The sequence below is a fragment of the Modestobacter sp. DSM 44400 genome, assembly GCF_900107175.1.
In the GTDB taxonomy this organism is placed as follows: Bacteria; Actinomycetota; Actinomycetes; order Mycobacteriales; family Geodermatophilaceae; genus Modestobacter.
The window spans coordinates 1-23,857 of sequence record NZ_FNOZ01000010.1 but is presented as its reverse complement, the minus strand read 5'-3'; the positions used below and the strand labels follow the sequence as shown (position 1 = coordinate 23,857).

Genomic DNA, 23,857 nt, shown 5'->3' with positions numbered 1-23,857 from the left:
GCGAGGACGGCGAGCGCGGAGTACGTCACCGGTCGGCCTCCGACTGGCCCGACTGGCCCGACTGGCCCGACTGCGCGCCCCGGTCCGCTCCTCGCTCGTTCCTCGCTGCGATGGTCCCGGGGCTGTCGTCGGGCGCGGGGTAGCCGGCCTCCCAGCCGGTCACCTTCCGCACCGCCTCGAAGGCCAGCACCGCGCACACCGGGACGACCAGGAAGAACAGCAACTCCTCCGGCGGCATCCCACCGGGCAGCCGGACGCCGAGGGTGCGCGTGGCGCTGTAGTCCCAGTGCCCGGCGGCGATGGCGTAGAGCACCCAGGCCACGAAGACCATGAACTCCGGCAGCACCGCCAGCAGCAGCCGGCGCCAGCGGGCGTAGACCCGCACGCCGAGCAGCACCTCCAGCGGCGCTGTGACCACCAGGCAGCCGACCAGCAGCCCGAGATAGGTCAGGTGCGCCATCAGCGGGGGGCCGGCACGGTCGGGACTACAGCGCCAGGGCCTGGGCGCGGCGGGTGACCTCGGTGTGCCGGTCGTCCCGCAGCGCCTGCACCGGGGTGCCGGGGAGCGAGTCGTCGGCCCGGAACAGCCACGCGAACGCCTCCTCGTCGGTGAACCGGCCGTCATAGAGGACGGTCAGCAGACCGGGCAGGTGCTTGAGGATGTGCCCGTCCTGCAGGAAGTCCGTGGGAATCTTGCTGTTGCCGCTGCCGGGCACGGCCATGAGCTTCCGCTCGGCGATCAGCTGGCGAACCTTGTTGGCCGAGACGCCGAGCTGCTCGGCGACCTCCGCGGGGGTGAGCGTGTCCATAGGCTGTCAGCCTATGGCGAGCACCCACGGCCCGGCAGACACCCCGGAGCAACGGCCGACCCTGACCCACCGGCAGCGGACAGCCCCTGCGCCGGAAAGCGATACCGCCGTCGCCCCGGCGACCCGCGACGACCCCGAGCGGAAGCCGCCCTATCTCGACCTCGACCGGCTGGAGGCGCGCGCCCGCGCGCTGCTGCCCGCCGACGTCTTCGGCTACTACGCCGGCGGCGCGGAGACCGAGACGACGCTGGCCGAGGCCGCCGACGCCTGGCAGGAGTGGCGGCTGCGGCCCCGGGTGCTGCGGGGCATCGCCGCGGCGCAGCTGGGCACCACGCTGCTGGGCAGCGAGGTGGCCACGCCGATCGGGGTGGCGCCGTGGGCCTACCAGGGCATGGCGCACCCGGACGGCGAGCGGGCCACCGCGGCCGGCGCGGCGGCGGCCGGGGCGCTGATGACCGTATCGACCAGCGCCAACTCCTCGCTGGAGGATGTCGCCGCGAGCGCCCCGGCCGCGCCCTCGTGGTTCCAGCTCTACCGGCTGCACTCCCCCGGCCACACCGACGACCTCGCCCGCCGGGCCGGCGACGCCGGTTACCGAGCCCTGGTGCTCACCGTCGACCTGCCGCTGCTGGGCCGCCGCCGCCGCGACCTGGCCAGCGACTTCGTCCTGCCGGCCGGGCTGCGGCTGGCCAACCACCCACTCGTCACCGACGAGCAGCCGCGGCTGCAGGCGATGGAGACGCCGACCTGGACCTTCGACGAGATCGGCCGCTTCGCCGACGTGTCCGGACTGCCGGTGGTGGTGAAGGGCGTGCTGCGCGGCGACGACGCGACGAGCTGCGTCGAGGCCGGCGCGTCCGCGGTCTGGGTGTCGACCCACGGCGGCCGGCAGGTCGACCCGGCGGTGTCCAGCGCGTACGCCCTGCCCGAGGTGGTGGAGTCGGTCGGGGACGAGGTGGAGGTGTACGCCGACGGCGGCATCCGGCACGGCTCCGACGTGCTCGTGGCCCTTGCCCTGGGTGCCCGCGCGGTGTTCCTCGGCCGGCCCACCGTCTGGGGCCTGGCCACCGGGGGCGCCGACGGCGTGGCGTCGGTGATCACCGGGCTGTCCGCGGAGCTCGCCCACACCATGGTGCTGTGTGGTCTCCCCGACGTCGCCACGGTGCCCCGGGACACCGTCGTCCGCGCCCGGTGACACCCCCTGGGGCCAATGTGGCCACTTTGGCCACCGGGTCTCCGCGTACCCGCGTCGTTCGGTCAGGTGACGGCGATCCGCTCCTAGACTCGTGCCCGTGGAGACCGTCGTGACCGACCCCGTGGTCGGCCTCGTGCTCGAGGGGCGCTACCGCCTCGAGGAGCACCTGGCACGCGGCGGCATGTCCACCGTCTACTCCGCCACCGACCTGCGGCTGCACCGCACCGTCGCGGTCAAGGTGATGGCCGAGCACCTGGCGCACGACCCGGCCTTCGTCGCCCGGTTCACCCGTGAGGCCCGCGCCGCGGCGATGCTCAGCCACCCCAACGTCGTCTCGGTCAGCGACCAGGGCAGCGACCAGGGCCTGGTCTACCTGGTCATGGAACTCATCCGCGGCCGCACGCTGCGCGACCTGCTGCAGGCCCGCGGTCGGTTGACCGTCGGCGAGGCGTTCGCCGTCCTGGAGCCGGTGCTCAGCGGGCTCACCGCCGCCCACCGGGCCGGCATCGTGCACCGCGACGTCAAGCCGGAGAACGTGCTCATCTCCACCGACGGCCAGGTCAAGGTGGCCGACTTCGGCCTGGCCCGGGCCGCGGCCGGCACCGGGCAGACCAGCCACACCGGCGGCGTGCTCATCGGCACGGTCGCCTACCTTTCCCCCGAGCAGCTCGAGCGCGGGCGCAGCGACGCCCGCAGCGACGTCTACGCCGCCGGGGTCATGCTGTTCGAGCTGCTCACCGGGCACCCGCCCTACGGCGGCGACAGCGCCCTGGCGGTGGCCTACCAGCACGTGCACCACGACGTCCCCGCGCCCTCGACCGAGGTGCCGACCGTGCCGCGGCAGGCCGACGAGCTCGTCGCCCGGGCGACCCGCCGCGACCCGGCCTCCCGGCCGCTGGACGCCGGTGCGCTGCTCGCCGAGATCGCCCACGTGCGCGCCGACCTGGGCCTGGCCCGCGTGCCGGTGCCCACCGGGCAGGCCGCCGGCGGCCCGGGCACACTGCGCCCGACCAACCGCCCCACCGCTTCCCGTCCCCGCCAGCCCAGCAGCTCCGGCCGCGACGACGACCCGCGCACCGAGGTGCTGCCGCCGTCCCGGGCACCGCGCGGCCGGGACGGCGGGCGGGGCACCACCGTGCTGCCGGGCATGGGCGCCGGCCCGACCACACACGTGTCCGGCGCGCGGCCCTCGGTCGCGTCGCGCTCCGCCGCGCTGCGCACCGGGGTGCCGCCGCACATCCGGAAGCGGCGCTTCCGCCTGGGCATGGCCGTCCTGCTGCTGCTGGCCGTCACCGTCGGCGCGATCGGCTGGTGGCTGGGCTCGGGCCGCTGGACGGACGTCCCGTCGCTGGTGGGGCAGGCGCAGGAGAACGCCATCGGCCGGCTGCAGGAGGCCGGGCTGGACCCCGCGTTCGGCGAGGAGCAGTTCAGCGAGGGCGTCCCCGAGGGCATCGTCATCTCCGCCGACCCCTCCGGCGGCCGGCTGATCCGCGGCACCGACGTGACGCTGGTCGTGTCCAAGGGGCAGGAGCGGTTCACCGTCGACCCGACCCTGGTTGGACAGCCCCTGGACGCGGTGAAGACGGCGCTCGCCGAGGTGCCGGTGACCCTCACGACGGCCCAGGACTACGACCAGTCGGTGCCCGCGGGCAGTGTCATCCGTTTCGAGCCGGCGCCCGGTGCCCAGCTCAAGCGCGGCGACCCGGTGACCGCGGTGGTCAGCGAGGGGCGCGCGCCGGTCGAGGTGCCCAACGTCGTCGGCCAGGACCCCAAGGCCGCCACGAAGATCCTGAAGGACCTCGGCTTCACCGTGCAGACGTCGGAGGGCCGCAGCGGCGACGTGCCCAAGGGCGCGGTCATGGCGGTCGACCCGTCGCCGTCGGCCGACCCGCAGCCCTACGGCAGCACGGTGACCATCACGGTGTCCGTGGGCGTGCCGCGGGTCTCCGTGCCGGACGTCAAGGGCATGAGCAAGGACGAGGCCGTGGCCGCCCTGGCGGCAGTCGGGCTCAAGGCCGACACCCAGACCTTCATCGTCGGGGACAAGGTGTTCCAGCAGAGCCCGAAGAAGGACGAGGTCGTCGACGAGGGCACCACGGTCCGTCTGCTGCTCAGCTTCAAGTGATCTGCTGCTCGTGACCTCCCCCAGCCGTGCCCTGCCCCCGATCGGGGCGCACGTCCAGATCCGAGGCGGGCTCGCGAAGGGCGGTCTGGCCTGCGCCGACGCCGACGCGGCCCGCGCCGTCCAGGTGTTCGTCGGCAACCCGCGCGGCTGGAAGCCCAGCGCCGGGGACCCCCGGCAGGACGCCGCCTTCACCGCCGGCTGCGCTGAGCGCGGGGTGCCCACGTTCATCCACACGCCCTACCTGGTCAACGTCGGCTCGCCCAGCGAGGCCACCGTCGAGCAGTCGATCGCCACGATCGCGCACACGCTGGCCCGCGGGGTCCAGCTCGGCTGCGCCGGCGTGGTGGTGCACGCCGGCTCCGCGGTCGGCGAGGACCGCTACGAGGCCGCGCTGGCCCAGTTGCACGAGCGGCTGCTACCGGTGCTCGACGCGCTGCCCTCAGGTGGGCCCCGGCTGCTGGTCGAGCCCACCGCTGGGGGCGGGAGGTCCCTCGCCGCCACCGTGCAGGACCTGGGTCCCTACCTGGCCGCACTCGACTTCCACCCGGCGGTCGGGGTCTGCTTCGACACCTGCCATGCCTGGGCGGCCGGGCACGACCTGGTCACACCCGGCGGAATGGCGGCCACCCTGGACGCACTGGTGGCCACCGTGGGCACCGGTCGGCTCGGCCTGGTGCACGCCAACGACTCCCTGGACGCCTGCGGCTCCACCCGGGACCGGCACACCACGATCGGCGCCGGGTCGATCGGTACCGCCCCGTTCGCCGAGCTGCTCGCTCACCCGGAACTGGCCGGTGTGCCGGTGGTCGTGGAGACCCCGAGCGAGGACGACGGGCACGCCAGGGACATCGCCCTGCTCACGGCCCTGCGCGACGGCGCGCTGCTGCCCGTTTGAGCCCTCCGGTCGGCGCGCTTACGTCACTCGGCGGCACGGTGCGGCTTGACTCGCGGTGCCTGCGCCGTTTCTGAACGTATCCGACAGAGAAGAGCTGCCGTGCACCTCAGCAGGACCGCCACCGCCATCGCCGCCCTCGCCGTCACCGGGATCGGCGTCACCGCCGGTCCCGCCGCAGCCGCCCCCGGCGGTCCCGCCGACGACCCCCGGGTCACCTACATCGTCACCGTCGCCCCGGGCACCGCGCCGGCCGCCGTCGCCCACCGCGCAGAGGGCATCGGTGGACGGTCGACCACCTCTACACCGCAGCACTGAACGGCTTCGCCGTCACGCTTCCCCGGCTGCTGCCGACCGACTTCCCGAGCTCCCCGGCGTCGTCGCCGTTGAGGCGGACCCGTTGGTGCAGGCGAGCAGCACGCAGAGCGCGGCGACCTGGGGCCTGGACCGGACCGACCAGCGCGGCGCGCTATCCACCGACGCCAGCTACATCGGCTTCTACAACTACAACCTCACCGGCGCCGGGGTGACTGCCTACATCATCGACACCGGCATCGCGTTCGGGCACACCGACTTCGACGGCCGGGCGGTCCCCGGGTACGACGCGGTCAAGGCCAGTGACGGCGCCGCGGACTGCAACGGTCCACGGCACCCACGTTGCCGGCACGGTGGGCGGAACGACCTACGGCATCGCCAAGGATGTCCGCCTGGTCGCCGTCCGGGCGCAGGACTGCAGCGGCAGCGGGAACACCTCCGGGGTCATCGCCGGGATCGACTGGGTGACGGCCGACCACAGGTGACGGCTGCTCTGACGGTCGCCGCGAGCGACCGCAGCGATGCACCGGCCTACTTCAGCAACTACGGCAGGTGCGTCGACCTCTTCGCCCCCGGCGTCGAGATCACCAGCGACTGGTACACGGGCGCCATCAATACGATCAGCGGGACGTCGATGGCCACCCCGTACGTGACCGGCGTGGCAGCGCTCTACCTGCAGAGCAACAACACGGCGTCGCCGGCCACCGTGAGCAGCGCGGTCAAGGCGCTGACCACCAAGGACGCGGTGAAGACGACCCGGACGGCGAACAACGACCTGCTGTTCAGCAACTACTGATCCCCGCAGCTCCGCCAGCACTGCTGGAAAGACGCAGGATCACGAGGCGACCGGCGCCGCTGGATCGCCTCGTGTTCGCCTCCTCAGCAGTAATGGCGGCTCGGGTCAGCGTGCGATGAGCTCGCCCAGCACCTTGGCGGCGCGCTCGACGCCGTCCCGGTCGACGTCCAGGTGGGTGACCAGGCGGATCCGCCGCGCGCTGACCTGACCGACCAGCACGCCTTGGGCCTTCGCGGCCTCGGCGACCAGCGGCGCCTCGACGTCGTCCACGACCACCATGTTCGTCTCCACCGTCGCCGGGTCGACGCCCAGCCGCTCGGCCAGCAGCCTCGCGTGCTCGTGGTCCTCGGCCAGCCGCTCGACGTGGTGGTCCAGCGCGTACTGCATCGCAGCGGCCAGCACGCCGGCCTGCCGCATCCCGCCGCCCAGGCGCTTGCGCCACAGCCGGCCGGTGGCGATCCGTGCGGCGCCGGCGACCAGCACCGAGCCGATCGGAGCGCCCAGGCCCTTGGACAGGCAGACCGAGGCGGTGTCGGCGAGCCGGCCGTAGGTGGCCAGCGGGACGCCGGAGGCGACGTGTGCGTTCCAGATCCGGGCCCCGTCGAGGTGCACGGCCACGTCAGCGCCGCGGGACCAGCTGAACAGCTTCTCCAGCTCGTCCAGTGGCTGGACGAGCCCGCCGCCCCGGTTGTGCGTGTTCTCCACCGCGACGGCCGCGGTGGCGGTCAGGTGCCAGTCGCCCTTCGGCCGGACCTGGGCGATGAGCTGGTCGGCCGAGAGCCGACCGCCGGTCACCACGGTGCGCGAGGACAGCCCGAACAGCGCGGCCGCAGCACCCATCTCGTAGGTGAGGATGTGCGCGTCGGCGTCCCCGAGCACCTCCTGGCCCGGCTCGCAGACCAGCCGCAGGCCGATCTGATTGCCCATGGTTCCGGAGGGGACGAAGAGCGCGGCCTCGTGGCCGAACAGCTCGGCGACCCGCTCCTCCAGTGCGTTGACCGTCGGGTCCTCGCGGTAGACGTCGTCGCCGACCTCGGCTTCGGCCATCGCCCGGCGCATCGCCGGGGTGGGCCGGGTCAGGGTGTCCGAGCGCAGGTCGATCGCGCCGGCAGTGTTGCTGGGGCCGTGCCTGTCGATGGTGTACATCAGGTCTCCTTCAGCACGGCGTAGCCGTTCCGTTCCGGCACCGGAGATAGGTGCATCCGGTCTCCTTCAGCACGGCGTAGCCGTACCGGCTCCCCAGCGGAGCTGTGTCCATCAGCCGCGCAGCATCTCCGTGACGAGGAAAGCCAGTTCCAGGGACTGGCCTGTGTTCAGCCGGGGGTCGCATGCCGTCTCGTACCGGCTGTTGAGGTCGTCGTCGCTGATCTCCATCGCCCCGCCCAGGCACTCGGTGACGTCCTCACCGGTGAGCTCGACGTGGATGCCGCCGGGCCAGGTACCCAGTGAGCGATGGACGGCGAAGAAGCCCAGCACCTCGTCGACCACCCGGTCGAAGTGCCGGGTCTTGTAGCCCGAGGGCGACTCATGGGTGTTGCCGTGCATCGGGTCGCACTGCCACACGACCTCGTGACCGCTGGCGGTGACCTTCTCCACGATGGCCGGCAGGACGTCGCGAATCCTGCCGTTGCCCATCCGGCTGATCAGCGTGAGCCGCCCGGGGGTGCCCTCGGGGTCCAGCCGCTCGACCAGCTCGGTGGCCTGCTCCGGGGTGGCCGTCGGGCCGATCTTGACTCCGATGGGGTTGGCCAGCTTGGAGACGAACTCGATGTGCGCGCCGTCCATCTGCCTGGTGCGCTCCCCCACCCAGAGGAAGTGCCCGCTCAATGCGTACGGGCGACCCTCGTACATGCGCAGCAGGGCCCGCTCGTAGTCCAGGACCAGCGCCTCGTGGCTGCTGTAAAGTTCCACGCCGCGCAGCGCGGCGTCATCGATGCCGCAGGCCTTCATGAACGCCAGCGCGCGGTCGATCTCCTGGGCGATGACGTCGTAGCGCACCCCGGCCGGGGAGGTGGCTACGAAATCCTTGTTCCAGTCGTGGACGGCGTGCAGGTCGGCCAGCCCGCCGCGGGCGTAGGCCCGGATCATGTTCATCGCGGCCGCGGAGTTGGCGTAGGCGCGGACCAGCCGGTTCGGGTCGGGGACCCGCTCCTCGAGCACCGGGTTCAGCGAGTTGACCATGTCGCCCCGGTAGGACGGCAGGCCCAGGGCGTCGATGGTCGACGACCGCGGCTTGGCGTACTGCCCGGCCACCCGGCCGACCTTGACCACCGGCACGCTCGCGCCGTAGGTGAGGACAACGGCCATCTGCAGCAGCGTGCGGGTCGTGGCCTGCAGGTGCGGCTCGGTGTTGAGGTCGAAGGTCTCGGCGCAGTCGCCCCCCTGCAGCAGGAAGGCCTTGCCCTGCGCGACGTCGGCCAGCTGCCCGCGGAGGGTGTCCACCTCGGCCGGGGCCACGATCGGCGGCACGGTCTCCAGCGTCTTCAGCACCGCGTTCAGCGCACCGCGGTCCGGCCACTCCGGCTGCTGGGCGGCATGCAGCGACCGCCACCGGTCCAGGTCCGGGACCAGCTCGGCAGGCTCGGGGAGGCTCACAGCACGAGGGTACAAGCGTCCAGCTCGGCACCCGTCACCCGAAGAAGACCTCCACCTCGGCGTAGCGCTCCACCGGCACGAGCTTGAGGTGGGCGACCGCGACGGCCAGCGGGACCTGAACGATGTCGGTCCCGCGCAAGGCCACCATCACCCCCGACGCCCCGGCGTGCACCGCGTCGACCGCGGCGAGGCCGAAGCGGGTGGCCAGGACCCGGTCGAACGGCGTGGGCGTCCCGCCACGCTGCACGTGCCCCAGGACGACGGCGCGCGACTCCCGGCCGGTGCGCTCCTCGATGACCCGGGCCAGCGCCTCCCCGATCCCGCCGAGCCGCTCGTGCCCGAACGCGTCCCGCTGCCCGCTGGTGGTCGTCAGCGGGTCACCGGCCGGGCGGGCGCCCTCGGAGACGACCACGATCGGGGAGAAGCCGGAGTCGAAGCGGTGCTGGCAGTGCGCCACCACCGCGTCGATGTCGAAAGGGCGTTCGGGGACGAGCACGACGGTGGCGCCGCCGGCCATCCCGGCGTGCAGGGCGATCCAGCCCGCGTGCCGGCCCATCACCTCGACCACCAGGGTCCGGTGGTGGCTGTCGCCGGTGGTGTGCAGCCGGTCGATGGCCTCGGTCGCCACGCCGACCGCGGTGTCGAAGCCGAAGGTGTAGTCGGTGGCGTCCAGATCGTTGTCGATGGTCTTGGGCACCCCGACGCACTGCACTCCCGCTGCGGCCAGCCGGTTGGCCACGCCGAGGGTGTCCTCCCCGCCCACCGGGACCAGCGCGTCGATGCCCAGCCGCTCGCACGTAGCCAGCACCCGTTGCTCGCCGTCATCGAGCGCGTAGGGGTTGGTGCGTGAGGTGCCCAGCACGGTGCCCCCGCGCGGCAGCAGGCCACGGACGGCGGCGACGTCCAGGGGCACCGTGTCGCCGTCCAGGACGCCGCGCCACCCGTCCCGGAAGCCGACCACCTCGTCGCCGTGCTCGGCCGTGGCCTTGCGGACCACCGCCCGGATGACCGCGTTGAGGCCGGGGCAGTCGCCCCCACCAGTGAGGATGCCGATGCGCATGTCGCCTCCGGGAAGCGATGCCGGTGGTGCGCGGGTTGGGAGGCACATGATGTCCCACCGAGCAGGAGAGCAGTGATGAGCAGCGTGGTCGCTCTCACCGGGGTGACCGGCGCCCTCGGTGGGCGGGTCGTCGAGGCGCCCGGCGGTTACGCCGACGGGCGTGGGCTGACCGCCGCGCTGAGCGGGGTGGACACGCTGTTCCTGGTCTCCGCCGCCGAGGCCGAGGACCGGCTGACCCAGCACCTCACGGCGGTGGACGCTGCGGCGGCTGCCGGGTGCGGCGGGTGGTTTACACCTCCTTCCTCGGCGCGGCCCCCGACGCCACCTCCACCCTGGCGAGGCAGCACGCCGCCACCGAGGAGCGGCTGGCGGCCTCCGGCCTGCGCTGGACGGCGCTGCGGAACGCGATGTACGCCGACTTCGTGCCGTTCTTCGCCACCCCCGAGGACGGCGGGGCGGTGATCGCGGCGCCCGCCGGCGACGGCGCAGCCGGCTTCGTGGCCCGCGACGACTGCGCCGACGTCGCGACCACGGTGCTGCGCTCGGGCGATCCGGCGCTGGACGGTCGCACCCTGGACGTCACCGGGCCCGAGCTGCTGACCCTGGCGCAGGCCGCCGCCGTGCTCACCGAGGTGTCCGGCCGGCCGGTCACCTACCGGCCGCAGACGGTGGCGGAGGCGCGGGGCTACCCGCCGTCCCTCCGGGCGCCCCGACTGGGAGGTGGAGGGCTGGGTGACCAGCTACACCGCGATCGCCGCCGGGGAGCTGGCCCGGGTGACCGACGTCGTTCCGGAGCTGACCGGCCGGCCGGCACGCACCCTGGCCGAGCTGCTCCGCGACCGGCCGGAGCTGTGGCGACGGCTGTTCGGCTGAGCTCCGGCCGGTTCGGTACCGATGATCGGCCCCCCTGCCGAGAAGTGCAGGCGAGCGGCGGGGAACAGCCCGCTGGGGATGCAGGGCCAGGGAGCGATCGTGCGCAGGGGCATCAGGACGAAGGTGGTGGCGCTGACCGTTGCCAGCATCGCGGCGACGAGCGTCGCGATGGTGGGCGTGAGCGTGTGGCAGAGCGGCGCGTTCGCCGAGGCCGCGCGGACCGACGTGGGCGCGCTGGTCGACGACAGCGTCGCCCGGATCACCGACGGCGTCCAGGACGTCGTGGCCACGCAGGGCGAGTCCACCGCGGCGGTAGTTGACTCGAACCTGAACGTTGCCCAGTACGTGCTGGCGCAGTCGGGTGGCATGTCGATCGGAAGCAGCCGGCAGGGCACCGTGGACTGGGACGCCAAAAACCAGTTCACCGGAGAGGTGACCCCGGTCAGCCTCCCCAAGGCCCTGGTCGGTGGGACGTGGCTCGGCCAGAACACCGACCTGTCGACGCCCACCCCCGTGGTCGACCAGATCGAGTCGCTCGTCGGCGGCACGGTGACCGTCTTCCAGCGGATGAACGACGCCGGGGACATGCTCCGGGTCGCCACCGACGTCGCCAGCGCCGTCGGCACCCGGGCCATCGGCACCTACATCCCGGCGACCGGCGCCGACGGCACGCCGAACGCCGTGGTGGCCGCCGTCCTGTCCGGTCAGACCTACCGGGGCACCGCCTACGTGGTGAACTCCTGGTACGTCACCGCCTACACCCCCATCGTCGGTGACGGCGGGAACGTTGTCGGCGTCCTCTACGTCGGCGTGAAGCAGGAGAACCTGCCCGCGCTGCGTCAGAGCCTGCAGAGCACCACCGCCGGTGAGCACGGCGCGGTGTGGGTGCTCGGCGGTACCGGTGACCGGGCCGGCACCGTGCTGGTCAGCAAGGACGGCTCGACCGACGGCACGTCGCTGCTGGACGCCACCGACGCCAATGGCAAGCCCTACATCCAGGACGTCGTGACGGCGGCGACCGCGCTGGCCGACGGTCAGCAGACGACGGTCCGCTACGAGGACCCCGACACCGGCCCGCACACCGTCCAGGTCGCGTACTACAAGCCGTGGGACTGGGTGATCGCCGTCGACGCCCGGGACAGCGACTTCGCCGGCCCGATCCAGCGCCTGGACGACGGCCGCAGCTCCATGGTCACCGCCCTGGTGATCGCCGCCCTGCTGGTGGCGGTGGCCGGCATCGGCCTGGCCTGGTGGTTCGGCCGGCGCCTCACCGCGCCGCTGGAGGTGTTGCGGCGTCGGATGGCCGAGATCGCCGACGGCGAGGGCGACCTGACCCAGCGGGTCGACGACTCCGCCCAGGACGAGGTCGGCGAGCTGGCCGGAGCGTTCAACCGGTTCGTGGACAAGGTGGCCGGCACCATCCGGGAGATCGGGCAGTGCGCCGCCGCCCTGGCCACCTCGGCCTCCGGGGTCGCCCGGGTCGCCGAGGGGCTCAGCGACCGGGTCGGGCGCAGCCGGGACCAGGCGCGCTCCGCCCAGACTGCGGCCGCTGACATCAGCACCGGCGTGTCCTCGGCCGCGGCCGGCGCCGAGCAGATGGGCGCCTCGATCCGCGAGATCGCCCGCAGCGCCACCGACGCGGCGAACGTCGGCCGCGGCGCGGTCGACCTGGCCGCCTCGACCGAGACCGCGATCGCCGCGCTGGGCGCGAGCTCGGCGGAGATCAGTGACGTCGTGAAGGTCATCTCGGCCGTCGCCGAGCAGACCAACCTGCTGGCGCTCAACGCCACCATCGAGGCCGCGCGCGCCGGCGAGGCCGGCAAGGGCTTCGCCGTGGTCGCCACCGAGGTCAAGGAACTGGCCCAGGAGGCGTCCCGGGCCAGCGAGGAGATCCACCACCGGGTGCGGTCGATCCAGGCCGACACCAGCGCCGCTGTGGGGTCGATCAGCCAGATCGTCGGCGTCATCCGGGAGATGAACGACCACCAGACCACCATCGCCAGCGCGGTGGAGGAGCAGACCGCGGTCACCCAGGAACTCAGCCGCAGCGTCGTCTCGGTGGCCGACGGCGCCACCTCGGTGTCGGACACGATGACCGCGGTGAGCACCGACGCCGACCGCACCGCGGCCGACGTCGACTCGGCCCGCACCGCGGCCCGGCAGCTCGACGAGCTGTCCGGTCAGCTCACCCGGCTGATCGGCGTCTTCACCGTCTGAGGAAGGACCCCGCTGCTGCCCACCCCTGGCGAGCTCGCGGCGGGGCCCTGCAGCGGGGCCATCGGGGCCGTCAGATCCGGGCAGCTTCCATGATCGTCCAGCGCTCATGGTTGTAGCGGGCGTCGACCAGGGCGTCGTGCGACCCGCTGGGCTTGGGCGGCAGCTCGGGGCGGCCGACGTCGTCCCAGCGCTGGCGCAGCTCGCGGGTGAACCGTGGGATCGGACGTGGCAGGGTGGGCATCGCGCCCCACAGCTGGGCCAGCGCCACGTGGTCGTAGGCGGCGAACCAGGCCCACAGCTCGATCTCCGCACCGGGCGCGGTGAGGAAGGACAGCAGGTCCTCCCGGATCCGCTGCCGGCTGCGCCAGGCCTTGTCCGCCGGGGACGGCAGCTGGTCCAGCACGTTGCGCCGCACCCACGGGATGGCCTTGTCCGGGTCGAACTCGGTGCTGACGGCGTAGAACTCCCGCCCGGTCTCATCGACCACCCCGATCGACACCAGGTCGATGGTGGTGCCGTCCTCGATGAACTCGGTGTCGTAGAAGAACCGCCGCACGCTCACCGGGTCACCGTAGGCGCCGCTCCTGCGCCGTTGCTGGTGCTCTTCCGGTGCTGCAGGGCCGCAAGAGCACCAAGAACGCGGCAAGAGCGCCCGCGAGCAGCTGGTCGAGGCAGCTCTCACGGCGGTGGAGCTGCGTCCGGGCGGGACGGTGCTGGTCGGCGAGCCGTTCTGGCGGGTGGACCCGCCCGACCAGGAGACCGTCGAGGACTGCTCCGCCACGTCCCGCGACGACTACGCCGACCTTCCGGGGCTCGTCGGCCTGTTCGGCAGGCACGGCTGGGACGTGATCGAGATGGTGCTCGCCGACGAGGACAGCCGGGACCGCTACGTCGCTGCCCAATGGGCCCCGACCCGCACCTGGCTGGACGCCCACCCCGGCGACGAACTGGCCGGCGCGATGCGGGCGGAGCTGGACGAGGCGCCGCTGCGCTACGTGCGGCACCTCCGCCCGCACCTGGGCTGGGGGGTCTTCGCCCTGCGGCGGCGGTGAACCGGCGGGCCGGGTCAGTGCGTCGAGGGCACCGTCTCGATCTCCGACCGGTCCCCCGACCAGAGGGTGTGGAAGACGCCGTCCGCGTCGACCCGCCGGTAGGTGTGCGCGCCGAAGAAGTCGCGCTGCCCCTGGATCAGCGCCGCGGGGAGGCGCTCAGCGGTCAGCGAGTCGTAGTAGCTGAGCGCTGAGGCGAACCCGGGCACCGGGATCCCGGAGAGGGCGGCCTTCGACACGATGCGACGCCAGGCCGCCTCGCCGGCGGCGACGGCCGCGGCGAAGAACTCGTCCTCGAGCAGGCTGGCGATCGTCGCGTCCCGCTCGTAGGCCTCGACGATCCGGTTGAGGAACTGGGCCCGGATGATGCAGCCGCCGCGCCAGATCCTGGCGATCGCGCCCTTGTCGATGTCCCACCCGTACTCGCGGGCGCCGGCGATGATCGCGTCGAAGCCCTGGGCGTAGGCGACGATCTTGGAGGCGTACAGCGCCTTCTGGACGTCGTCCTCGAAGCCCTCGCCCGCCTCCTGGACCTCCGGGCGGCTCCGGAGCACCGACTGCACGGCCGCGCGCTGCTCGGGCTTGGAGGAGACCGCCCGGGCGAACACCGCCTCGGCGATGCCACCGACGGGCACGCCCAGCCCGACGGAGTTCTGCACCGTCCACACCCCGGTGCCCTTGGAGCCGGCCTGGTCGACGATCACGTCGACCAGCGGTCGGCCGGTCTTCGCGTCGGTCTGGCGGAGCACCTCGGCGGTGATCTCGATCAGGTAGGACTCGAGCTCGCCCTTGTTCCACTGCTCGAACTCTCGCGACACCTCGGCGATGTCGTGGAGGTGGTGAGCGTTCTCGTGCGCCGCCTGGCGGACCAGCCACAGGGCGCTGCGGTGCTCATCGGGCAGGCGGTGGACCGGCCGCGCCCAGTCGTCGAGCCGGATCCGCGCAACCTCCGCGAGGAAGCCCGCGACGTGCAACTGATCGAGGGCGGGATCGACGGCAGCGTCGCGGTAGCCGAAGCGCCGAGCCCGCAGGTCATTGAGCATCGGCTCGAGGGCCGGGTCGTCCTCGGCCCGCGCCCGGTGCAGCCGGATGGTGAAGGTGGCGTAGACGTCGTGCAAGGTGACAGAGGTACTCGATCGCCGACCAGCCGCCGTCCCGACGTCGTCGGACCGCAGCCTCGTCGATCGACCCGAACAGCTGGCGTGCCCGGGCCGGGATCTCGGCGATGGTTGCCGTGGCACGGTCGATGGCGTACTCGGCGAAGGCGAAGGCGAAGGGGCCCGAGGCGCAGACGTGCTCCTCACCGGCGAGCGGTGCGAGCGCCGTGCCGGAACCGACCGGGGAGCCCGATGGCACGCCGCCATCATCGCGCGTGCGGCGCTCCGACGGAGGTGCTCAGCGGCGACGCAGCGACGCGTCGGCGATCCACGGCGGCTGGTAGCCGGCGTCGTCGGCCCGGATGTTGGTGCCCGGCGGAACGATCCGGTCGATGGCGTCGAGCACCTCGTCGGACAGCACGACGTCCGCGGCAGGCAGCTGGCTGGTCAACTGGTCCATGGTGCGGGGGCCGATGATCGCCGAAGTGACGCCGGGGTGCCGGAGGGTGAAGGCGATGGCCATCTCCACCAGGCTCATCTTGTTGTCGTCGGCGAGCTGGGCGAGCGCGTCGGCGGCGTCGAGCTTGCGCTGGTTGACCGGGTCGGACAGGTCGTAGCGGCCCGGGATGCGGTCCGACCGGGTGCTGCTGGGGGCGTCCTGGCCCTTGCGCCACTTCCCCGACAGCCAGCCGCCGGCCAGCGGGCTCCAGACCAGGGTGCCCATGCCGTACTGCTGGCAGACCGGCAGCACCTCGGCCTCGATGCCGCGGACCAGCATCGAGTAGGGCGGCTGCTCGGTGACGAAGCGGCCGCTGTGCCGCTTCTCCGCGGCCCACTGCGCCTGGACGATCTGGGACGGCGGGAAGGTCGAGGAGCCGAAGTAGCGGATCTTGCCGGCCCGCTGGAGGTCGGTGAGCGCGTCGAGCGTCTCCTCGACGTCGGTGTCCTCCGCCGGGCGGTGGATCTGGTAGAGGTCGATGTGATCGGTCTGCAGCCGGCGCAGGCTGTGCTCGACCTCCTGCACCAGCCAGCGGCGGTTGTTGCCCTGCTGGTTGGGGTCCTCGCCCATCGGGCCGTGCGCCTTGGTGGCGAGGACGACGTTCTCCCGCCGTCCGCCGGCCAGCGCCTTGCCGACGATCTCCTCGGACTCGCCGGCCGAGTAGACGTCGGCGGTGTCGACGAAGTTGATTCCGGCGTCGAGGGCGGCGTGGATGATCCGGACGGACTCCTCATGGTCGGTGTTGCCCCAGGCGCCGAACATCATCGCCCCGAGGCAGAGCGGGCTGACCTTGACGCCGGTGCGGCCGAGCGTGCGCATCTCCATGACCCTGTCGTTGCCCGAGGCAACGGGACGGGCAAACGGCGCGCCGCAGGCTCGACTACTGCCAGGTGCTCGAGTCCCGAGCGTGCGCGTAGACCAGATCTATCATCTCGTCGTCGAGCACCTGCTCGCGGCTCCGGAGCCAGTGCCGCAGCCGCCGTCGTGCGACGACGTGCACGTCGGCCGACGGCGTCTTGATCGTCACGGCCTTGGCGTTCACCGGTACGACGACGCCGGTCACGTCGACGGGGGCACCACGGGCGCTGCTGAGCAGTCGGGACGCCCGGGCCGCCTCGTGTCGACTGTTCCGGATGTACGGCTGCCGCACGCCGTTCACGATGAACGTCCCGCCACCGACCCAGATCCGCGCACCGGGATGGTGCTTCGCGTTAAGCGTGAAGACACCGCCCGGCCCGATGACGAGGTGGTCGATGTCGGAGCCCCGCGGGCCGACGGGGATGGCATGCACGATGCGCCAGAGCGGATCCCGCCGGATCAACTTCTGCACCGCGGCGGCAACCATCTCCTCACCGTCGGCACCGATCCGCCAGGCTCGCTCCTCAGTGTGGACACCAAGAAGTCGCGCCAGAACGGAGCGGACCGGGGCAGCCTCTCGAGCCGCCATGGCTTGCTCGCGCACCAGTTGACCCGGCCGGTGCGCGGCCAGATCGAAGCCATAGCTGACCGACGCCTCAGCGACGGACACGGCCGCCGGCTGATCCGTGGTGCTCTCCGGAAGGAGCCACGGGCGGGACTGGTCCTCGGTCACCACCTGACCGTCCGGCGTGCTTCATCACAACGGAAGAGGGGTTCCCTCCCACGGGGGGCGGAGTCGCCCCGGCGGCCACCGAGCGACACACAGTCAGCCTTGCCGAACGGCTGCCCGCGGACGCCGATAGTGAGGGGCATGGCGAGCCCCGAGACGACCGACGAGCCGATCCTCGAGCGGCTCGCGAGCCTCCGGCAACCAGCGCGACGGCCGTCGCTCGCTGCACAAGCCGTCGCTCGTACTCCTAGCGCTCGGGCGCTTGGCGGCCACGGGGCCGAGTCGGATAGCCGGGACACAGCTCGCCAAGCTGATCGCCGACTTCGGTCCGCCGTCCACCACCGGCCCCGCGCAAAGCGCCGCCTACCCCTTCAGCCGCCTGCGGGCGGACGGCGTGTGGACGCTCGACCGGGACCTGCCCATGGACAACCTGCGGCCCCTCCGTGAGGGCGTCACCCGGGCAGTTCGAGTCAGCACTGGAGGAGCTGCTCCGCCGCGAGCCGGCTCGCGTGCCGGCCATCGCGCGGGGTTTGGTCGACAGTCACTTCCCGCCCACCGTGGCGGGCGACGTCCTGCTGGCGGTCGGCTTCGACCCCGAGGTGGGCGCGGTCACGAAGGCGTCCGAGCCAACTGCGGTGGTCGAACGTCGGCGGGACGCGAGCTGGCGGGCCGCGATCCTCGAGGCGCGGGACCGGCAGTGCACCTTCTGCGGGTTCGACGGCCAGGCCGGCGGCGTTCCGATCGGCATCGAGGCGGCGCACGTCCGCTGGTTCGCTCTCGACGGGCCGGACTCGATGGGCAACGGGATGGCCCTCTGCATGCTCCACCACAAGCTCTTCGACCGAGGGGTCCTCGGTCTCGACGGCGACCTCGCCATCGTCGTGTCGCAGCGCTTCTCCGCTCGGACGCCGCACGGTCGCGCCGTCTACGACCTGCACGGTCGGCCCTAGAGTGCGCGTCCCGGCACACCGCTGCCCGCCGAGCCGCACGTCCGGTGGCATCGCGAACAGGTCTTCCAAAGGTTGCCGCTCGCGGGCTGAATTGTTCACGCCGGCCCGGTAACCGTCCGGCTACGTTCAGCACATGGGGGACGTACGCACGGGAATCTACGAGCACCTGGTCACGACGGAGCTGGCCGAGCAGCTGTCGACGACGGATGCGTCGCTCGTGCAACTGGCGGCGCTGGATCCCGGCGAAGCGCACGAGGCACTCACTCGACACGTCACCGGGCTGGTCAGCCGCGCCCTTCGCATCACAGGCGGTGACGATCAGGCCGGCGTGGCCCGACAGGTCGATCTGGCCAACAGCATCATCGACGCCGTCGAAGCGCTGGCGCCGAAAGCGGCCGCTAAGGACGGAGTCGCCGCACCCGGCCGATCTATGCTCGCGGTGGTCGACCCGCCCGCAGCTCCGGGGCCGATCGCCTTCCCCGTGCGACCCGAGATTCCACTTACCGCCAGCGCGTTGCTGGTCAACGGCCGTGGTCAACCCCGCATCGGGCACGAGGTCAATCGGGAACTGGCCTCCGCCGACCGCGTCGACCTGCTGTGCGCCTTCATCAAGTGGCAGGGCCTGCGCATCTTGGAAAAGGGCCTTGCCGACCTCCGGGGGCGGGGCGGCCGTATGCGCGTCATCACGACGACGTACATCGGCGCCACCGACCAACGAGCTCTCGACCGACTCGTCGAGCTCGGCGCCGAAGTGAAGATCTCTTACGAGACGAGGACGACGCGACTGCACGCCAAGGCCTGGCTCTTCCACCGAGCAACCGGCATGTCGACTGGCTACGTGGGCTCGTCCAACCTGTCCGCGCCGGCACTGACCGATGGGCTGGAGTGGAACGTCCGGCTCTCGAACGTCGAGCAAGCGCACCTGCTCCAAACCTTCGGAGACACGTTCGACAGTTACTGGGAGGACCCATCGTTCGAGGGCTACGAGCCGGCCCGGGACGGCGACCGACTGCGCCAGGCCCTGAGCACCGAGCGGGGAGGCAGCAGCAAGGACCTCCCCTTGGAGATCTCGACCCTCGACGTCCGCCCCTTCGGCTATCAGCAGGAGATCCTCGACGAACTCGAGGCCGAGCGGACGATCCACGACCGCTGGCGCAACCTCGTCGTGATGGCGACGGGCACCGGCAAGACAGTCGTCTCAGCGCTGGACTATCGGCGACTTCGGACGGCGGAAACCGCAGAGACGGTCCTCTTCGTCGCCCACCGCAAGGAACTGCTGACCCAGAGCCGGTCGACCTTCCGGCACGTCCTGCGCCGCGGGGACTTCGGTGAGCTCCTGGTAGATGGCGAACGTCCGCGGGAGTGGCGACATGTCTTCGCCTCCGTGCAGTCGCTGGCGCAGCTGGACCTCACGGCACTCGACCCCGCGCGCTTCGACTTGATCGTCGTCGACGAGTTCCACCACGCGATGGCGGCCACCTACCGCCGGCTGCTCGAACACCTGAAGCCCAAGGTGCTCCTCGGCCTGACGGCAACGCCAGAGCGCACCGACGGTGCCGACGTCCGCAGCTGGTTCGACGGCCGGACCTCGATCGAACTGCGGCTCTGGGAGGCGCTGGACCAGGGGCTGCTGGCGCCGTTCCAGTACTTCGGCGTCCACGACGACATCGCGCTCACCCAACTGCGCTGGAAGCGCGGCAGCGGCTACGACGTCGCCGAACTGAGCAACGTCTACACAAGCGACGATCGCCGAGTGCGCCTCATCCTGCAGGCGGTCCAGGACAAGATCGAGGACCCCGGGCGGATGCGGGCACTCGGCTTCTGCGTGAGCACCCAGCACGCCCAGTTCATGGCCGAGCGGTTCACCGACGCAGGCATCCCGAGCCTCGCAATCACCTGGCACACCGGCACCGACGAGCGGGCGGCGGCGCTGACCGCGCTGCGCGACGGCAAGGTGAACGTCCTCTTCACCGTCGACCTGTTTAACGAGGGCATCGACCTGCCGACCGTCGACACGGTGCTGTTCCTGCGCCCGACGGAGAGTGCGACGGTCTTCCTCCAGCAACTCGGACGCGGTCTCCGCTTGTCCGAGGGCAAGGCCTGCCTGACGGTGCTCGACTTCATCGGGGCGCAGCACCAAGAGTTCCGCTTCGACATCCGCTTCCGGGCGCTGACGGGGGCGTCTCGACGAGGGCTGCAGCGCGACGTGGTGCAGGGCTTCCCCACACTGCCCGCCGGTTGTCACATCGAGCTCGACCGGGTGGCCGAGGACATCGTGCTCGCCAACATCAAGCAGTCGCTCACCGTCTCGTGGAAGGGACTGGTCAGCGAGGCACGCCGGCAGGAGGCGCCGAGCATGGCCGACTTCCTGGCTGAGACCGGCATTGAGGTCGAAGACCTCTACCGCGGTGACGGCCGTAGCTGGCTGGACCTCAAGCGAGCTGCCGGTTGGGAGAACCCCCCGCCCGGTCCGGACGACAAGGCGCTGGGCGCGGCCTTCGGTCGGATGCTGCACATCGACGACCTGGAGCGGCTGCAGTTCATCCGTGCACTTGCCCAGTCGCTCTCCGACGGAGTCGAAATGACCGAGCGGATCCGCCGGCTCGCCGCGATGCTGCACTTCTCGCTCAACGGAGCCCGGTTGCCGTTCAGCGGGATCGAGGCGAGTCTTCAGCGCTTGCTTGCCAATCGGGGCCGAGCCGATGAACTGGGCGAGTTGACCGGTGTGCTGCAGGAACGCATCCATCGAGTCACTCCGGCACTGGAGGTCGCCGGTCCGCGCCCGCTACACGTGCACGCGCGGTACAGCCGCGACGAGGCGCTGGCCGCCTTCGGGATGGAGGACCTTAACGGGACCTGGGGCTCTGGCGTCCGTTGGGTGCCTGGGGACCGGGCGGACGTCTTCTTCGTGACGCTGGTGAAGACAGAGGCGCACTTCTCTCCCACGACGATGTACGCCGACCACGCCATCTCGCCGACGCTGTTCCAGTGGGAGTCGCAGAACGCGACAGCACAGGCGTCGACCACTGGGCAGCGGTACACCAACCACCGGAGCATGGGGACGTCCGTGCACCTGTTCGTCCGCGAGACCAAGACCGCCGACGGAACCCTAGGGACGCCGCCCTACCTGTATGCAGGCCCGATGTCTTATGCCTCGCACACTGGTGAACGGCCGATGCGGATCCTGTGGCAACTGGACCATGCCCTTCCAGCGGACATTTTTGCGACGGCGAAGGTGGCGTGATCGCAGCTCAGCCGCCGCCGACTGACCAGCTACTGGACAGCCGCTCTGGGCGGAGCGCCGTGATCCGAGAAGGGGCGGCCAGCGTCAGGGTCGATTGACTGAGGCGTTCATCTACCTCCAACTACCTCGACGATGAACAGGAAGCGCTTAAGAGGTCCAACGGACCGTCACCCGCGTCGTCAGTATCGGTGACTGCGAGCGACCGCCACGGCGTCTATGGTAGCGATGAAAGCGGTTCGACTGGCTTCCGTTCCTTGGACATGGCCCCACCGCACGTTGATACGTGCTGCTCGGGGACAGGTCCTTGCCACTCCTTCGTACCTCCGCGTCCGGTCTCGCCGTGCTCTCGCAGGCCGGGCGACTCGGCACCACCCTCGCCACCCAGATGCGCACCCACATGAACCGCACGGCTTCTCCCGCCGAGGCCCGCTCCTGGGACGCCAGCCTCGCCGCGCTCGCCGCGGACTTGGAGCAAGCCGGCCTGGGCGGCGTCGAGGTCCTCGCCGAGTACCAGCTCCCCCTGTCGAGCAAGCGGATCGACGTCGTCCTCGCCGGTGAACACCCGGGCCGCGGCGGCCCGTCCTACGTCGTCCTCGAGCTCAAGCAGTGGACGCAGGCCTCCCTCTTCGAGGGGGAAGCCGAACTGGTGCTGCAGCCGACCTACGGCCCCCGCCCGGTGCTGCATCCCGTCGCCCAGGTCCGGGCGTACGGGGAGTACCTCCTGGACTTCGTGCACGTCCTGCACGGCACCACGGACGTCCTGGCCGGCGCCGCCTACCTGCACAACTCGCTGGACGACGGGACGGCCGCACTGCGCGGCTACCCGCAGGACGAGCTCGGCCGGCTCTTCACGGGGCGGGACCGGGGTGCGTTCCTCGACTACCTGCGCGGCCGGCTCTCCCCCACCAACGCCTCCGTGCACGCCGACCGATTGCTCCGCTCCTCCGTCGCACCCAGCAAGCAACTCCTCGCCGTGGCCGCCGAGGAGATCCGCACGCGCGAGCAGTTCGTGCTTCTCGACGAGCAGCGCGTCGCCTTCGACCTCGTCCTGCACGAGGTGGAGAAGGCCCGCCGCGGTGACCACAAGAGCGTCGTGATCGTCTCGGGCGGCCCGGGCAGCGGTAAGAGCGTCATCGCACTGTCCCTGCTCGGAGAGCTCGGTCGGCGCGGTGTGCGTGTGGTGCACGCGACCGGTTCCCGCTCCTTCACCCAGACGCTCCGCAACGTGGCTGGGCACCGTGCTCCGCGGACGCGCGCCCTCTTCCGGTACTTCAACCAGTTCATGGACGCCGAGCGCAACGGCCTCGACGTGCTGATCGCTGATGAGGCCCACCGGATCCGCGAGACGTCGGTCAACCGGTACACGCCCGCCGCCCTGCGGACGGAGGCGAAGCGCCAGGTCGACGAGCTCATCGACGCCGCGCGGGTGCCGGTCTTCCTGCTCGACCAGAACCAGGTCGTCCGGCCCGGCGAGATGGGCACCATCGAGGACATCGAGAAGCACGCCCGCGAGCGCGGCCTCGACGTCCACCGGATCGACTTGTCGACCCAGTACCGCTCCGGCGGCAGCGCCGCCTACGTCGACTGGGTGGAGCGGCTGCTCGGTCTGGCCCCCGGGGGTCCGGAGAAGTGGGCGGGCGACGAGCGGTTCGAGGTGCGGACGGCGCCGTCCCCGTCGGCCATGGAGGCGGTGCTGGCGGAGAAGCTCACCGCGCACCAGAACGCCCGGATGGCGGCCGGCTACTGCTGGCCGTGGAGCGACCCGCGCAAGGACGGCTCCCTGGTCCTGGACGTGCAGATCGGCGAATGGTCCAGGCCGTGGAACCTGAAGGGTGACCGGTCGGTCGGCGACGCACCACCGGCCGCGCTCTGGGCCAGCGACGAGCGCGGCTTCGGTCAGGTGGGGTGCGTCTACACCGCCCAGGGCTTCGAGTACGAGTGGAACGGGGTCCTGCTGGGACCGGACCTGGTGTGGCGGGACGACCGGTGGGTCGCCGTCCGCAAGGCCAACCGCGACCCGGACTTCCGGAACACAAAGACCGTCAGCGACGCTGACTTCGATGTGCTGGTGCGCAACGTCTACAAGGTGCTGCTGACCCGCGGGCTGCGCGGGGTCTACGTGCACTCGACGGATCCCGAGACGCAGCGGTTCCTGGATCAGCTCATCGGCTGACGGTCCATGATCTGGCCAGCCTCGATGCGGGCTCTTCGAACTTGAGGGGGAAATGACCCTCAGCAGACGGTGACCCGGCGCTGTCGCCGAGTGCAGGCGAACCGTACTCGGCGGCGCTGATTCTCGAGGTTGCGGAAGCCGTAGGCGGTGCGCGCGGCGGTCTTCACGGTCCGGTTCGTGGCCTCGGTGCCGGCGTTGGTGAGGCCGGTCTGCAGGAAGCCCAGCACCTCGGGCCACCAGGCCTCGATCGTGCCGGCCAGCCGCTCGAGCTCGGGCAAGCGGGAGTCGGCGCACCAGGCGTTGAACCGGTGCAGCCGGGTCGAGATCTCGTGCCGGTGTCCGCCGCGGCGGGCGCAGGCCAGCAGCGCCCGGAGTTCCTC

22 protein-coding genes and 1 pseudogene are annotated in these 23,857 nt (G+C 71.7%); 12 read left to right on the top strand and 11 right to left on the bottom strand.

The window, feature by feature from the left end:
* Window positions 1-25: 25 nt before the first annotated feature.
* A complete protein-coding gene (locus tag BLW04_RS08765) occupies window positions 26-460 on the bottom strand; it encodes a lycopene cyclase domain-containing protein (protein WP_091538782.1) in 435 nt (144 codons plus the stop codon).
* Between the two features lie 25 nt (window positions 461-485).
* A complete protein-coding gene (locus BLW04_RS08760) occupies window positions 486-809 on the bottom strand; it encodes an Rv2175c family DNA-binding protein (protein ID WP_091538778.1) in 324 nt (107 codons plus the stop codon).
* A 13-nt stretch (window positions 810-822) separates the two neighbouring features.
* On the opposite strand from BLW04_RS08760, the gene BLW04_RS08755 reads away from it, so the two are divergent.
* From BLW04_RS08755 to BLW04_RS29545, 6 genes are all read left to right on the top strand, one after another.
* On the top strand, window positions 823-2,004 hold the full coding sequence (locus BLW04_RS08755; RefSeq protein WP_091538774.1) for an alpha-hydroxy acid oxidase: 1,182 nt from the start codon (window positions 823-825) through the stop codon (window positions 2,002-2,004).
* Window positions 2,005-2,101: 97 nt separating this feature from the next.
* Window positions 2,102-4,129, top strand: coding sequence for a Stk1 family PASTA domain-containing Ser/Thr kinase (pknB, locus tag BLW04_RS08750; protein ID WP_091538771.1), 2,028 nt, complete (start codon window positions 2,102-2,104; stop codon window positions 4,127-4,129).
* Window positions 4,130-4,139: 10 nt separating this feature from the next.
* Window positions 4,140-5,024 (top strand): deoxyribonuclease IV, encoded by an 885-nt coding sequence (locus BLW04_RS08745; protein ID WP_254781193.1) that lies wholly within the window; start codon window positions 4,140-4,142, stop codon window positions 5,022-5,024.
* A gap of 99 nt (window positions 5,025-5,123) precedes the next feature.
* Window positions 5,124-5,339: a hypothetical protein gene (locus tag BLW04_RS08740; RefSeq protein ID WP_091538768.1), complete on the top strand. Its 216-nt coding sequence runs from the start codon at window positions 5,124-5,126 to the stop codon at window positions 5,337-5,339.
* Between the two features lie 299 nt (window positions 5,340-5,638).
* Window positions 5,639-5,821, top strand: a complete 183-nt coding sequence (locus BLW04_RS29550; RefSeq protein WP_217630933.1) for a S8 family serine peptidase — start codon at window positions 5,639-5,641, stop codon at window positions 5,819-5,821.
* Entirely contained in the window at window positions 5,818-6,132 is a 315-nt protein-coding gene (locus BLW04_RS29545) for a S8 family serine peptidase (protein ID WP_217630932.1), read from the top strand. Before BLW04_RS29550 ends, BLW04_RS29545 begins: the two co-directional genes overlap by 4 nt.
* Window positions 6,133-6,237: 105 nt before the next feature.
* On the opposite strand, the gene BLW04_RS08730 is transcribed toward BLW04_RS29545, so the two are convergent.
* From BLW04_RS08730 to BLW04_RS27455, 4 genes are all read right to left on the bottom strand, one after another.
* Window positions 6,238-7,278, bottom strand: coding sequence for a threonine aldolase family protein (locus BLW04_RS08730; protein WP_091538765.1), 1,041 nt, complete (start codon window positions 7,276-7,278; stop codon window positions 6,238-6,240).
* A 111-nt stretch (window positions 7,279-7,389) separates the two neighbouring features.
* Window positions 7,390-8,727 (bottom strand): class II 3-deoxy-7-phosphoheptulonate synthase, encoded by a 1,338-nt coding sequence (locus BLW04_RS08725; RefSeq protein ID WP_091538761.1) that lies wholly within the window; start codon window positions 8,725-8,727, stop codon window positions 7,390-7,392.
* A gap of 34 nt (window positions 8,728-8,761) precedes the next feature.
* On the bottom strand, window positions 8,762-9,787 hold the full coding sequence (locus BLW04_RS08720; protein WP_091538758.1) for an ATP-dependent 6-phosphofructokinase: 1,026 nt from the start codon (window positions 9,785-9,787) through the stop codon (window positions 8,762-8,764).
* A gap of 289 nt (window positions 9,788-10,076) precedes the next feature.
* Window positions 10,077-10,358, bottom strand: a complete 282-nt coding sequence (locus tag BLW04_RS27455; protein WP_217630931.1) for a hypothetical protein — start codon at window positions 10,356-10,358, stop codon at window positions 10,077-10,079.
* Window positions 10,359-10,519: 161 nt separating this feature from the next.
* Here BLW04_RS27455 and BLW04_RS27450 point away from each other — a divergent pair, with 161 nt between their 5' ends.
* Both BLW04_RS27450 and BLW04_RS08710 read left to right on the top strand, forming a co-directional pair.
* A complete protein-coding gene (locus tag BLW04_RS27450; protein WP_217630930.1) occupies window positions 10,520-10,660 on the top strand; it encodes a hypothetical protein in 141 nt (46 codons plus the stop codon).
* 99 nt (window positions 10,661-10,759) lie between these two features.
* Window positions 10,760-12,877, top strand: a complete 2,118-nt coding sequence (locus BLW04_RS08710; RefSeq protein ID WP_091539078.1) for a methyl-accepting chemotaxis protein — start codon at window positions 10,760-10,762, stop codon at window positions 12,875-12,877.
* A gap of 70 nt (window positions 12,878-12,947) precedes the next feature.
* On the opposite strand, the gene BLW04_RS08705 is transcribed toward BLW04_RS08710, so the two are convergent.
* A complete protein-coding gene (locus BLW04_RS08705) occupies window positions 12,948-13,439 on the bottom strand; it encodes a polyadenylate-specific 3'-exoribonuclease AS (RefSeq protein WP_091538756.1) in 492 nt (163 codons plus the stop codon).
* Between the two features lie 124 nt (window positions 13,440-13,563).
* Between BLW04_RS08705 and BLW04_RS08700 the strand changes: the two genes are divergently transcribed.
* A complete protein-coding gene (locus tag BLW04_RS08700; RefSeq protein WP_091538753.1) occupies window positions 13,564-13,929 on the top strand; it encodes a hypothetical protein in 366 nt (121 codons plus the stop codon).
* 14 nt (window positions 13,930-13,943) lie between these two features.
* Here BLW04_RS08700 and BLW04_RS27445 read toward each other — a convergent pair whose 3' ends face one another.
* The 3 genes from BLW04_RS27445 to BLW04_RS08685 all read right to left on the bottom strand — a co-directional run bounded on the left by BLW04_RS27445 (window position 13,944) and on the right by BLW04_RS08685 (window position 17,113).
* A complete protein-coding gene (locus BLW04_RS27445; protein ID WP_254781191.1) occupies window positions 13,944-15,044 on the bottom strand; it encodes an NADP(+)-dependent, decarboxylating phosphogluconate dehydrogenase in 1,101 nt (366 codons plus the stop codon).
* Window positions 15,045-15,321: 277 nt separating this feature from the next.
* Window positions 15,322-16,347 (bottom strand): aldo/keto reductase, encoded by a 1,026-nt coding sequence (locus BLW04_RS08690; RefSeq protein WP_091538750.1) that lies wholly within the window; start codon window positions 16,345-16,347, stop codon window positions 15,322-15,324.
* Window positions 16,348-16,402: 55 nt separating this feature from the next.
* Window positions 16,403-17,113 (bottom strand): nuclease-related domain-containing protein, encoded by a 711-nt coding sequence (locus tag BLW04_RS08685; protein WP_217630928.1) that lies wholly within the window; start codon window positions 17,111-17,113, stop codon window positions 16,403-16,405.
* A gap of 138 nt (window positions 17,114-17,251) precedes the next feature.
* On the opposite strand from BLW04_RS08685, the pseudogene BLW04_RS29540 reads away from it, so the two are divergent.
* From BLW04_RS29540 to BLW04_RS08670, 3 genes and pseudogenes are all read left to right on the top strand, one after another.
* Window positions 17,252-18,150, top strand: a pseudogene (locus BLW04_RS29540) (phosphorothioated DNA-binding restriction endonuclease).
* Window positions 18,151-18,193: 43 nt separating this feature from the next.
* Window positions 18,194-21,304, top strand: a complete 3,111-nt coding sequence (locus BLW04_RS08675) for a DEAD/DEAH box helicase (protein ID WP_091538746.1) — start codon at window positions 18,194-18,196, stop codon at window positions 21,302-21,304.
* Window positions 21,305-21,644: 340 nt separating this feature from the next.
* On the top strand, window positions 21,645-23,477 hold the full coding sequence (locus BLW04_RS08670; protein WP_217630927.1) for a DUF2075 domain-containing protein: 1,833 nt from the start codon (window positions 21,645-21,647) through the stop codon (window positions 23,475-23,477).
* 59 nt (window positions 23,478-23,536) lie between these two features.
* Here the strand turns inward: BLW04_RS08670 and BLW04_RS08665 are convergent.
* Window positions 23,537-23,857, bottom strand: a 321-nt coding sequence (locus BLW04_RS08665; protein WP_139306780.1) for a transposase, incomplete at its 5' end; no start/stop codon positions are given.